Here is a 12226-nt window from a genome sequence, read left to right as displayed (position 1 = left end):
CCAAGTCTTGTTCTAGCGAAGTCTTTTCTTCGCCGAAGCCGTCGCGTCCATGCGAGTCCGCGACGGTTAAACGCCTGATCCGCGGCTCACGGTGCTGAGGGTAGCTTCGCCGGTGCGTCATCGCGGACGTGGATGACGGCAAGGTCATCCGAGTAGAGCCGCTTCCAGCCCGGCACGTGGTCCATGATCCTTGCGGCGGGAGTCGATCCGTTCAGCAGTGTGGCGTCGATCTGGTAGGTATCGAGCAAACGCAGCAGAGTCTCAGCGTTCTTGCCTTCGATGGCGTCGAAATAGTCAAGCACAAACTGCTCTCCATACAGCTCGGCGCGGCCATCGATGAAGGTCTTGAGGTTGCGGAAGATCAGATAGCTCCCGATCGGCGCGGTGCTGAAGATGCGCTGCGCGTGCCGCTGCTCGAGCAGATCGACTGCGGCCCGAGGGGTCGGATTGCGGATAAAGGCATATCGCGTCGGCGTGGCATAGGACCGCGTGATACTCCAGCTGGTCGCAACGATGACGAGCGCGGCGATTGCGGTCACTGCAAAGGAGGTCCGTGCTTCAGCCCGTGCGAGCGCGACCGCTCTGGCCGCGCCCAATTGTTCGGCCAACGGTTTCGCCAGCACGAGCGGTGTCAACAATGCAAAGACTTCGATGTTTCTGACGTGGTTGAGTGCCGCCCAGACCAGGCCGAGCAGCAGAAGAATGCGAGTCCACGACAGCACTAATCCCTTGTAGTAGCCGAGGGCGATCAATCCGAGCAGGCTGGCACCGAACAAGTCGAACGAGCTGAAATCGGCGGGCATCCACTCCGAGATCTGCGAGAGCACCTTGCCGAGGCTGAGGATTTTCGCCGATGCGAGCGGCGTATTCCAGCCATAGGGCGTGCAGCAGCTTGCGGCAAGCGCAGCAAGCCCGAACAAGGCCCAGCGCGACGCCAGTGCAAAGCGGCCCTTGCGATCGGTGGACGCGATCGCATCGAGGCCGATGGGCCCAATCAGCGCCAGCCCCATGACGAAGCCGCCGTGAAGATTGGCCCATAGCGCCATCAAGGGAAGCAATAGCCACGACGGCGCGGTGCGCCGATCGGCGGCCGCCAGCAGCCCGCCGACAAAAGCCAACATGACAGGCAGTGCCAGCATGTGCGGGCGGGCGAGAAAGTGGCCCATCGACATGAAGAGGAGCGGGGTGACGAGCAGAAAGGCGCGCGCAGGCTCCAGATAGGGCTCAAGCAGGTAGACGAAAATCGCTGCGGTCGCTCCGATCGCGAGCGACGTCAGGATAACTGCCCCCGACCAGTTGGACGGCTCGTAAGCCAGCGCGAACAGGACTTGCGATAGCCAGGAGCTCGAGATCCAGGGCTCGCCGGCTCGCGTGAAGGAATAGATGTCGGTATAGGGCAGGGCGCGGTGTTCGAGAATCCACTGCCCGATCTTGATCTGCCACAGCGTATCGGTATCCCGCAGCATGATGTCGCCGATGCCCAGGAAGAACAGGTAGACGCCGGCGGCGATGCAGAACGGCAGTAGCCAGCGCGCAACACCGCGGACGGGCACGCTGCTTGTCATGGAAATCGACATCGGACTCTCGGGGCTGAAACGACAGCACGCAGCAGCGCGCAAGCATCGGCAAGCTGAGCATGATCGCTTTTAAGTTGAGGTAAACCGGATCGTCATACCGCGGCCGCGCCGAGCAAGAATGCGTTTACCTGCTCTTGTCGCGCTGAAATTTGCGTCGCGCGCATATGCTCATTTGTGTCTTGTCATCCGCCCTGAATAGTTGTTCAGTTCTTGAGGGCGATTTGGGCGAAGATTAGCGAATAAGCAGGCGGTCGGGCTTTGCGCCGGACCGGATGCTGGGGACAGGAAGCGCGCCATGGTTTATCGGCGGACGCATCAAGTGGTGAAGCGCCTTGCGGCCCGGCGCAGTGCGATACTGGCGGCGGCGCGGGAGGCGGCGGCGGAAGGCGGGATGGCGGCGGTGCAGATTGCGCCGGTCGCGCTTCGCGCCAGCGTCGCTGCGGGTACGGTCTACCGCTACTTCCCATCAAAGGCCGATTTGATCTCCGAATTGATCGCCGAAGTCTCCCGCGACGAGCTCACGGCGATCCGGCGAGCCGCCGATGCCGCGCCGGGGCCGTCTTCGGCGCTGGCGGCGGCGGTGACCACCGTGGCGGTGCATACCCTGTCACAGCGCAGGCTCGCCTGGGGCATCCTCGCCGAGCCGGTCGATGTCGATGTCAGCGCTTCACGTCTCGCCAGCCGGCGCGAGATCGCGGGCGAAATGGCCTCGCGGATCGACGCGGCCGTGCGCGCCGGCCACCTGCCGGCGCAGGACACCGCACTCGCCGCCACCGCGCTGCTCGGCGCCCTGCACGAGGCCCTGGTCGGACCGCTCGCGCCGGACAATCTCGACGATCCCGCCAGGATGCGCGATGCCGTGCAGACCGTGACGCTGCTGGCGCTCCGCGCGGTCGGCGTCATGGACGCCCGCGCCAGGGGTCTCGTCGTGCAGCAGACGCTGCTGCCGGCGGCGAAAGCGCTGGTTGGGGCCTAAAACGTCAGCCTGATCGACCGGCGGACCTGATCGCGCCCAGGCCATTGCCAGAGCTCGCCTTTTCGAAAAACCTCAGCACATGCGCCGGACCCGCCGGCTACTGTGCATGGGGTTGTTTTCGACATTTTCGTTTGCCGCGTGCCTGCGGACCTAAATATTCGCTTCGCCCTCGGGGCCGACCGAGGCGATGCGCACCATGTTGGTGGTGCCGGGGATGCCGAGCGGCACGCCGGCGACGATGATCACGCGCTGGCCGGCCCGGACGAAGCCGTCGCGGAACGCGATCTGGCCGGCGCGGCTCACCATGTCGTCCTGGTCGCGCGCATCTTCCGCCACCACGCAATGTATGCCCCAGACGACCGACAGCCGGCGTCCCGCCGCGACGTTTGGCGTGATCGCCACGATCGGCGGCTTCGGCCGCTCTCGCGCCACGCGCACGGCGGTCGATCCCGAGCTGGTCCAGCAGATCAGGGCCGGCAGGTCGAGCGTCTCGGCGATCTGCCGCGCGGCGTCCGCGATGGCATCGCCGGCGGTGGCTTCCGGGGCGGGGCGCTGTGCGGTGATGACGGAGCGATAGATCGGGTCGCGCTCCACCTCCTCGCCGATGCGATTCATGGTCGAGACAGCCTCGACCGGGAATTTGCCGGCCGCCGATTCCGCCGACAGCATGATGGCGTCGGCACCTTCATAGACGGCTGTGGCGACGTCGGAGACTTCGGCGCGGGTCGGCACCGGCGACTGGATCATCGATTCCAGCATCTGCGTCGCGATCACCACCGGCTTGCCGGCGCGCCGCGCCATGCGCGTCATCTGCTTCTGCAGGCTCGGCACGCGTTCCAGCGGCAGCTCGACGCCGAGGTCGCCGCGCGCCACCATCAGGGCGTCGGAGGCGTCGATGATGTCGGCGAGGCGATCGATCGCCTGCGGCTTCTCGATCTTGGCCATCACCGCCGCACGGCCGCGGATCATCTTCTTGGCCTCGAGCACGTCGTCGGCGCGCTGCACGAAGGACAGCGCGATCCAGTCGACGCCGGTGACCAGCGCCGCCTCGAGGTCGGCGCGGTCCTTCGGCGTCATCGCCGAGACCGGCAAGTCGGTGTCGGGCAGGCTGACGCCCTTGCGGTCGGACATCCGGCCGCCGACCACGACGCGCGTCACCGCGTGTTCCTTCGACGTCTCCTCGGCGATCAGCCTCACCTTGCCGTCGTCGAGCAGCAGCGAATGGCCCGGCCGCAGCGCGGCCAGGATCTCCGGATGCGGAAGCTGGACGCGGGTGGTGTCGCCCGGAGCCTTGTCGGAATCCAGCGTGAAGGTCTGGCCGTTCTGGAGCTGGACCGCGCCTTCGGCGAAGGCACCGAGCCGGAGCTTTGGGCCCTGGAGGTCGACCAGAATGCCGATCGGCCTGCCATAGCTGCTCTCGACGTTGCGGATCGTCGCCACCAGCTCGCGCATCTTGTCATGCGGGGTGTGGCTCATGTTGATGCGGAACAGGTCGGCGCCGGCCTCGAACAGGCGGCGGATCATCGCGAGGTCCGAAGAAGCGGGTCCCAGGGTCGCGAGAATCTTGATACGGCGAAGACGCCTCATGGCTTATTTCCAGACGGGGGCGAGGGAGCTGGCGGGAGGCCAGGCGCGGCGGGGGGCGTACCACCGGGCGGGCCATTGGGCAAACCCGGAACCCCCGGACCAACCGGTCCGGGGAGACCAGGCACGCGCTGCTGTTTTGACGGCTGCTCGTTGGCATCGGTGAGCTGCACGGTCCAGGCCCGCTGCTCGCCGGTATCGACCTCGAAATAGCCGGTCCGATCATAGCCACGTGCGAGGCAATCCTCGGTGCCGCGGATGGTAAACTCCTTGTCTCGCGAGCACATGAAGGCTTGGCCCGACCATTCGCCGCCGCGGTCATAGTCGATGGCGTAGATGTAATAGAAGCGGGCCACCAACGTTCCCCGCAGCAGGGTCTCGCAGGAACGGGACGAGATGTTCCACCAGCCCTCGGTGGTCCAGCCCTCGGCATCCTTGTAGCCGAGCGCGATGCCGACCCGGCTCGATGTATTGTTGCAAAGCCGGAAATCGGCCGAGGCCGGGCTGGCCCAAAAGCATAGCAAGCCAACCACCAGCACCGGGACCAACCGGGCGAGCAGGCGAAGGGGGGAGCGGGGAGATTCGGCGATCATTGTCGCGGAAGCTATATCAGATCATTGACGATTTGGCGTAGGGCCCGGGAACTCCCGAAGCCGGCTTTGCGCCCGTTTGCGCCGCGATATGGCAAAATCTGTGACAGGCCCCACCTGATCTCGTAAGGGTGCCCCATCCAGGTCACTGCCAATTTCGCAAAGCCGAGGGATCCAGCCATGGCAATCGACGACAAAACCAGAACGGAACTCGAGGCTGCCGCTTTCCGGCGCCTGGTCGATCATTTGAAGACGCGGACAGACGTCCAGAACATCGACCTGATGAATCTCGCAGGCTTCTGCCGAAACTGCCTCTCCAACTGGCTCAAGGACGCCGCCGACGCCCAAGGCGTCGCCTTGAGCAAGGACGAGAGCCGGGAAGCCGTCTATGGCATGCCTTACGAGGCCTGGAAATCGAAATACCAGGGCGCGGCCACGCCTGAGCAGCTCGACGCCATGAAGAAGGTTCATCCCGGGCACTGAACGGCCGCGCCGGCAGCCTGATGTGCGGTGCCCTTGAGTCGCATCACACAACAGCTTTCTTCGACGTGCCGTAGGAAGGTGTGGGCGCGCTGTGGACGAGCGCGATGCTGCCTTGAACCCGAGAGGTCCGAACCCTAAGGGTCTAACCAGCACGCGCGGTGAGGATGCCGGCGTCACCTCGTTTTGCCAGTTTCATTGGGAGTACCAAGATGGCCACCTCCGCCGCCGTCCGCGACGACGAGCCCGCGACGAAATTTGCCAAGGACCAGCTCAAGTCCATCATTGAGCGCATCGAGCGGCTGGAGGAAGAGAAGAAGGCGATCTCCGACGACATCCGCGACGTCTTCGCCGAGGCCAAGGGCAATGGCTACGACGTCAAGGCGCTGCGCACCATCGTGCGGATGCGCAAGCAGGACCCGAACGAGCGCGCCGAGGCCGAGACGATCCTCGAGACCTATATGCAAGCGTTGGGGATGATCTGAGCTATCGGTGTCGTCCTGGCTTTTGCCAGGGCGACACCATGTCGATCGAAGGAGACCGCGGTGACTGCGCCGCCGCTGCCGCGCGAGGTAAGCCGTGCCTACGACGCTTTTCCGGCGTCGATCGGCAAGCGGCTGCTTTGGGCACGCGAGCTGATCTTCGCGGCCGCCGCGGCGCATGAAGGCATCGGCCGTCTCACCGAAACGTTGAAATGGGGCGAGCCTGCTTATCTGACCGAAGAGACCGGCAGTGGCAGCACGATCCGGCTCGGCCGCCTGAAGGACTCCGCGCACGCCGCGATTCTGTTCAACTGCAAGACGACGCTGGTCGATACCTTTCGCGAACGCTTTCCCGATCGGTTCGAATATCGGCAGACCAGGGCGTTGCTGTTGCCGGTGTCGGGCAAGCCGCCTAAGCGGGAGCTATCGGTCTGCCTGTCGCTGGCGTTGACGTATCATCTGGATCGACGAAGGAAGAAGCGTTAGCGGCGCGCGAAGACCTCAGCGCAACGCGGCGGTCCGCATGACGAACGACGTCGTCTCGAGCTTGGCGGTGGCGGTGCCCGAGAAGCTGTCGCACGACAAGCCCTGCATCGGATCGTCGGCAAAACCCATGGCGATCACGGACTGCGGCTTGACGAAGTAGGCGCGCATCGCGGCCGTGTCGAGCTCGCCCATCAGCGTGACCGACATCGCGCGGCTGGCGCTCGGCGACAGCATCACGATCTTGAGCCAGATGCTTTCGCCCTTGGCTGCGGAGAGCCGGGTCGCGGTTGCGACCATGCCGTCGACGCGCTTGCCGACCACCGTGTTGATCTCGGTCGCGGGTGCAAGGTTACGCGACGCGGAGGCGGGACGGGCGGAGCGCGGGATAGGCGCGGAGGCGGCGACGACATTGGCGCGGTCGACCGGGGAGGCGGACGCCGGCGCGTAGGCCAGCGCCTGATAGGCGGCGCTGGACACGCTCGCGGTCGGCTGCGGATCGGTGGCGGCGGCAAGCGCCTGGCGGGCCTTCAGCGCAGCCACTTGGGCCGGCGTCGCCTGCTGCGGCGTAGCCGGGGCATCCCAGAAGCCACGGGCATTGATGATGTCGGCGGGCGTCTCGGGCTTGGCGTCAGCAGATTTGCCGGCGGCCGGCTTGTCAGCCACGGGCGCCGGCTTCGACTTGGGCAGCGCGACGAGCTGCGCATCGGCCGAGGCGAGCTGAATCGTCGCCGCGATTGACGGCTTGGCGCGCGGCGTCGGCACCGGATCGGCCGGCTTAGTCGCGGCGGCGACCACGGTCGGCGCGACAGGCTTCGCAGCCGGAGCGGGCGCGCCCTCGTCATCCTCGTCGTTGCTCGTGGCGGCCGGAGCCGGCTTGCCCTTGAACAGGGCGGCAAAGAAATTCGACTTGCTGCCGGAATCTTCGCCGCTGCCGCGCCGCTCGATCTCGGCCTTGGCGAGCTCATAGCCCTTCAGCGGCGTACCGTCGGTCGGGACATGGACGGTGCGTCCGTCCGGGAAGACCCGGGCGAGCTGGTCATGCGTCATGCGCGGCCAATGCCGGATGCTGCCGGTGTCCAGATGTACGAACGGCGAGCCTGAGGTCGGATAGAAGCCGACGCCGCCGCGCTGGAGGCGCAGGCCGGCGAAGCGGATCTGCTCCAGCGGCACGTTCGGGATGTAGAAGTCCATCGCATGCCCCAGCATGTGCTGGCTGAAGCGCGCCACGCCGGAGGAGCGGCGGCGGAGCATGGAGTTGGTGGCGGGCGAGCGGTAGGCGGAGATGATCTGGATCGGCTGCTTGCCGTCGACGTCGCGGTAGACTTCCCAGAGGATGTCGAAGAGGTGACGGTCCATGACCGTCTCGTCCTGGCTGCGCCAGTCGCGCAGGAAGTGGTTGAGCTGTTTCAGCGCCGCTTCGTCGTAGCGCCCGTCGCGCTTGAAGGTGACGGTAAGGTCTTCGCCGGAATGGGTGTGGTGGAAGGAGAGCGTCTTGGTCTCGTTGAGCGCGGCGGCGTTATGAACTGAACCCGCGGCAGCAAGCAGCAATACGGCAGCGAGGCCGATCCGTGATCCGGCCTTCACTCCCGCATGGGACAACGACAGCACAGCAAATTGGCGTGCGATACCAGTCAACACGTTAGAGCCCACCCAGTCGACGAGCGTTCAAAATGGACTCTCCCGCTAACCCCGTAGCGCACGAAAGAGGATGAACGCTTTATTAAAGCGAGAAGGTTAATTCGAGGTTGACCTTCCCGCCCCCAAACCAAGTTAGATCGCGAACCTAACCGGGTGAGTGTGGCGAAAAAAGGCCCGCTGCCCGAGGTCAGGTGGAGAATGGTTAACGTTAAGCGACCCCATCCAGAGGATGAGGTCGCTGATTTTATTGCTGAATTTCAGGAAATCAGACCCGGGGCGGGCCTGGCTCAGCGGGTGAACACCCGCTGCTGCTGCGGACGGCGGCCGACCGGAGCCGGCGGCGGGGTCGGCGCTCCGAACAGGCGCTCGAAGAAATTCGGGCCGGACGAGCCGCCATTGGCCGCCAGGACGCCGTTCGGCAGCGTCGTTGCCGGGCGTGAATAGCTCGGCTGGGAGTGCGCGACCACGTTCTCGAGATCCTTGCCGCGACCGTTCTTCAGGATGTTGATCATGGTCGCGTCGCGGCCATAGACGTCCTTGCGGAATTGCAGCTTGCCGCCATCGTCCACGAATGCGGTCTGATAGGTGATGTTGACCGGGATCGGGGTCGGGAATTTCAAGTCGATCTCGCTCTTGCCGTACATGCTGCGGATGCGTTCCGGCGTGTACTTCTCGTTCGGCATCGCGATGTTGAGCAGGACCGACGCGTACTGATCCGGGTTCTGCACGCGCATGCAGCCGTGGCTGAAGGCGCGTTCGTCCCGGGCGAACAGGTTCTTGTCCGGCGTGTCGTGCTGATAGACCAGGAACTTGTTGGGGAAATTGAAGCGGATGCGGCCGAGCGCATTGGCTTCACCGGGCGGCTGCGAGATGTGCACTGAACCGTCGCGGTTCTGCTCGAGCTTGAGGCCCATGCGCTGGAGCACGGTCGGGTCCTGTTGAAGCGCCGGCAGATATTCGTTGTAGACGATCGACGGCGGCACGTTCCAGGTCGGATTGACCGTGATGTACTTCATCGTCTCGGTGAGCAGCGGGGTCGCGTGCGTGCCGGGCTTGCCGGTGACGACGCGGGTGGTCCAGACCTGCTGGCCGCGCTGCATCACCTTCAGCGTGTAGTCGGGAATGTTGAGGATGACGTAGGCATCGCCGAGGGAGGGGACGCCCAGGTCGCGCGGCAGCCAGCGCCAGCGCTCCATGTTCACCAGCACCACGTCGATCTGCTTGTCGCGCTTCGGGGTGTTGATCGCCTTGACCGTCTTGTCGTCGAGGACGCCGGTCGCCTTGAGCTCGGCGCCGTTCTGGAACTTGCGCACGGCTTCGGCGACCGCCGCGTCATAGCGGCTGTCGTTGGCGTTCTCGGTGATGCCGAGCTTGGCGCGCAGCTGCGGCACGCGCGGATCTTCAACGACGATTTCAGCCTGCTTCTTGCCGGCCGGGGTGTATTTCAGCGTCGGACCATCGGCGATCTCGATCATCGGGCCGTTGCCCTGGCCGCGGAGCTCTGCGAGCTTCGCCTTCAGCTCCTTGTAAAGCTTCTGCGGCGGATTGTAGCTGTCGAGCGCCGCGGAGGCGTCCGGCGCCGTCGTGACCTTGGCGAGCACCTCGTTCGGATCGATCGGATGCTCGGGATAGAGGATGTCGCCGCTGACCTGCGACCAGTGCATGCGGCCGCTCTGAGCCTGGCGCGCATAGTCGAACATGCTGGCGGTGAGCTTGAGCTCGGCATCGGCGAGCGTATCGGGTGTCGTGGCGGCTGCGAAGTCCGGCAGCGGGTAATCGGCGGGATTGAGACCGTCGGACGCCGCGTCCTTCAGCCGTGCGATCACGCCCTTGGCCGCAGCGGTCAGGCTGCCGGCCTGGGTCCAGACCGGCGCGAAGTCGCGTGCACCGTAAAACTTCTCGATCGTCGCGCGCTCGTTCTTGCGGTCGAAATAGCGTGAAGCCTTGGCGCCGATGGCGTCCTTGAGCTTGTCGGCGACCGGCTGGTCGGCGGCGGGAACGTTGCTCGCGGCCTTCACCGGCTCCGAGGCCGGAGCCGCAGCGGTGGCGGGCGCGGCCGGCGTTGTCGCCGTGTCGGCCTTGGCAGGTTCCGTCTTCGCCGTCTCGCTCTTCGGCGCCTCGGTCGCCGGCGTGGTGGCGACGTCGGAAGGCTTGGTCTCGACCTTGTCCGGCGCGGGAGCGGCTTCGGCCTTCACGGGTTCCTTGACCGGCTCCTTTGCCGAGTCCTGAACCGTGGCGGTGGTGTCGAGCTTGATGTCGGATGCGGTCGGGGGCGGGACGTTTGCGGGTTCGGGGCGCGGGATCGCGGCTTCGATCGCGAGCTCGGCAGCGCTGCTGCGCGCCTGATCCTGCGCCAGGGCCGAGCTGGCCGATACCGTGAGGAAGGTCGCCGCGACCGTCATCAAGACACGGTCAAAGCCTGCACGGTGGTTCAAACAGTCACGCATTGTGTCGCACCCCTCGGGTGAACTGTCCCCCGTGGAACAGCTTCGTTATCGCCTATTGAGCTTCGGCTAAACCGCGCCGGCCTCTCGAAAGTTGCACGCCTGCACGCAACGAATCCTACGCAGACGATATACAGGCCCCCATTTCGCAGCCAGCGCTACCCGGGACAACTCACGACAAACTGACTTCAAGCAAGCCTCTTGGCAACGGATTGTGCGCTTCTGCCACGCGCTTTTCCCTGTGTCTGTCACTTCCAAGTCACGGTTCAAATCGCAGTCGAATTCCGTCGTCGTACGAACGGCTTACAGTCGTATCGCTCCGCCCGGACGAACCTCCGTTCGCGTCAGGCTCAGTGCGTCTCCTCACCGCTTTTGCCGCCATGGCCGGGAACCCCGGCCTCATCGAGTTTGCGGTAGAGGGTGGACCGGCCGATTTTGAGGCGGCGGGCGACCTCGGACATCTGCCCGCGGTAATGCGAGATCGCGAAACGGATGATCTCGTTCTCGATATCCTCCAGCGGCCGGACGTCTCCGGTCGCGGTCAGCATGGAGAGAGCACCCGCTTGCGGCAGCGGTGCGATCGGTATGTCATTACCCGACACGACGGAGGGGGCCGCGATCGGCTCCAGCATCAGCGGCGCGGTCGGAATGTCTGTTCCCGGATGTGGCTGCGAGGCGATCAGGGGGAAGTCGTCAAGGCCAAGCTGGTCGCCGTCGCTCATCACCACGGCGCGGTAGACCGCGTTTTCGAGCTGGCGGATGTTGCCGGGCCAATCGAGCTGGGCAAGGTGAGCAACGGCCTCGCCGCTGATGCCGGTGATGGGGCGGTTCTCCTCGGCGGCAAAGCGCGCCAGGAAATGCCTGAGCAGATGCGGAATGTCCTCGCGCCGGGCGCGCAGCGATGGGATCGTGAGCGGCAGCACATGCAGGCGATAGAACAAGTCTTCCCGGAAGTGGCCCTGCTTGACCCGCTCCAGCAGCCTGCGATTGGTCGCCGAGATGATGCGGACGTCGACCTTCACGGGTCTGCGGCCGCCGACCGCCTCGACCGCGCCTTCCTGGAGCGCGCGAAGCAGCTTGACCTGCGCGCTCAGCGGCAGCTCGCTGACCTCGTCCAGGAATAGCGTGCCGCCATGGGCTTCGACGAACTTGCCGGTGTGGCGTTCGGTGGCGCCGGTGAAGGCGCCCTTCTCGTGACCGAACAGGATGGACTCGACGAGGTTGTCGGGGATCGCGCCGCAATTGACCGCGACGAACGGCTTTGCCTTGCGCTCGCCGCTGCCATGGATGGCACGCGCGAACATCTCCTTGCCGACGCCGGACTCGCCCTCGATCAGCACGGGGATCGAGGAGTTTGTTGCTTTCTGCGCCGCGCGCATCACGCTCGCCATCGCCTCGGCGCGGGTGATGATGTCGGAGAAGGTCAGCCGGCCCTCGCGGCTGTGACGGATGCGCTGCAATTCGCCCTTGAGCGCCGAGGAGTTGAGCGCGTTGCGAAGAGAGACCTGGAGCCGCTCCAGGCCGACCGGCTTGACCACGAAATCGGCCGCGCCCGCGCGCATCGCCGAGATTACATTGTCGATGCCGCCATGGGCCGTCTGCACGATGACGGGGATGCTGAGACCCGCTTCGCGGATTTTCGCCAGCACGCCCATGCCGTCGAGGCCGGGCATCACGAGATCGAGGATGACGCCGTCGATGGCCGCGTCAGGGGCGGTGAGGGCGGCAATCGCCGCGTCGCCGGAGTCCACCACGATCGTCTCATAGCCGCATTTCTGCACCATGTTTTCGACCAGCCGGCGGGCTACAGCGTCGTCGTCGGCGATCAAAATACTGGCAGCCATGGTGTTCCCCGCACGCTACTACTATCTGTCTCGAATCGGGGCACTCTGGCCGAAGCCGATTAACGCACTGTTAAATCCTGATGCCCCCGCCCGCCGTCGCGATTGTTGAACACAGGTTTCCCACA

General features: G+C 65.2%; 10 protein-coding genes. 4 read left to right on the top strand and 6 right to left on the bottom strand.

Translation table 11 applies throughout. The features are described 5' to 3' along the window. Nucleotides 1-86: 86 nt before the first annotated feature. Nucleotides 87-1577 (bottom strand): hypothetical protein, encoded by a 1491-nt coding sequence (locus tag IVB41_RS13240; RefSeq protein WP_247401048.1) that lies wholly within the window; start codon nucleotides 1575-1577, stop codon nucleotides 87-89. Nucleotides 1578-1872: 295 nt separating this feature from the next. On the opposite strand from IVB41_RS13240, the gene IVB41_RS13235 reads away from it, so the two are divergent. Further along, nucleotides 1873-2553, top strand: coding sequence for a TetR/AcrR family transcriptional regulator (locus IVB41_RS13235; RefSeq protein ID WP_027520003.1), 681 nt, complete (start codon nucleotides 1873-1875; stop codon nucleotides 2551-2553). 150 nt (nucleotides 2554-2703) lie between these two features. Here IVB41_RS13235 and pyk read toward each other — a convergent pair whose 3' ends face one another. Both pyk and IVB41_RS13225 read right to left on the bottom strand, forming a co-directional pair. Beyond that, nucleotides 2704-4140: a pyruvate kinase gene (gene pyk / locus IVB41_RS13230; RefSeq protein WP_027570348.1), complete on the bottom strand. Its 1437-nt coding sequence runs from the start codon at nucleotides 4138-4140 to the stop codon at nucleotides 2704-2706. After that, complete coding sequence (locus tag IVB41_RS13225) at nucleotides 4137-4730, bottom strand: DUF1036 domain-containing protein (RefSeq protein WP_027570349.1); 594 nt, start codon at nucleotides 4728-4730, stop codon at nucleotides 4137-4139. Before IVB41_RS13225 ends, pyk begins: the two co-directional genes overlap by 4 nt. Nucleotides 4731-4907: 177 nt before the next feature. On the opposite strand from IVB41_RS13225, the gene IVB41_RS13220 reads away from it, so the two are divergent. The 3 genes from IVB41_RS13220 to IVB41_RS13210 all read left to right on the top strand — a co-directional run bounded on the left by IVB41_RS13220 (nucleotide 4908) and on the right by IVB41_RS13210 (nucleotide 6175). After that, nucleotides 4908-5210: a DUF1244 domain-containing protein gene (locus tag IVB41_RS13220; protein WP_007596287.1), complete on the top strand. Its 303-nt coding sequence runs from the start codon at nucleotides 4908-4910 to the stop codon at nucleotides 5208-5210. Nucleotides 5211-5419: 209 nt separating this feature from the next. Continuing rightward, nucleotides 5420-5692 (top strand): DUF2312 domain-containing protein, encoded by a 273-nt coding sequence (locus IVB41_RS13215; RefSeq protein ID WP_007596286.1) that lies wholly within the window; start codon nucleotides 5420-5422, stop codon nucleotides 5690-5692. Nucleotides 5693-5752: 60 nt separating this feature from the next. Continuing rightward, the gene (locus IVB41_RS13210; RefSeq protein WP_247431716.1) at nucleotides 5753-6175 is read left to right on the top strand and encodes a DUF1801 domain-containing protein; all 423 of its coding nucleotides are present in this window, start codon (nucleotides 5753-5755) and stop codon (nucleotides 6173-6175) included. Between the two features lie 15 nt (nucleotides 6176-6190). Here the strand turns inward: IVB41_RS13210 and IVB41_RS13205 are convergent, their stop codons facing one another. The 3 genes from IVB41_RS13205 to IVB41_RS13195 all read right to left on the bottom strand — a co-directional run bounded on the left by IVB41_RS13205 (nucleotide 6191) and on the right by IVB41_RS13195 (nucleotide 12101). Continuing rightward, entirely contained in the window at nucleotides 6191-7813 is a 1623-nt protein-coding gene (locus IVB41_RS13205; RefSeq protein ID WP_247287595.1) for a DUF882 domain-containing protein, read from the bottom strand. 287 nt (nucleotides 7814-8100) lie between these two features. After that, nucleotides 8101-10260 carry a murein L,D-transpeptidase gene (locus IVB41_RS13200; protein ID WP_247431712.1) on the bottom strand — a complete coding sequence of 720 codons (2160 nt, stop codon included), beginning with the start codon at nucleotides 10258-10260 and terminating at the stop codon, nucleotides 8101-8103. 347 nt (nucleotides 10261-10607) lie between these two features. Further along, a complete protein-coding gene (locus IVB41_RS13195; protein WP_027570353.1) occupies nucleotides 10608-12101 on the bottom strand; it encodes a sigma-54 dependent transcriptional regulator in 1494 nt (497 codons plus the stop codon). Nucleotides 12102-12226: the final 125 nt, after the last annotated feature.

The organism is Bradyrhizobium sp. 44, assembly GCF_023073095.1.
GTDB lineage: Bacteria > Pseudomonadota > Alphaproteobacteria > Rhizobiales > Xanthobacteraceae > Bradyrhizobium.
The sequence above is the reverse complement of the archived record's forward strand: the minus strand, read 5'-3'. Positions and strand labels throughout refer to the sequence as shown.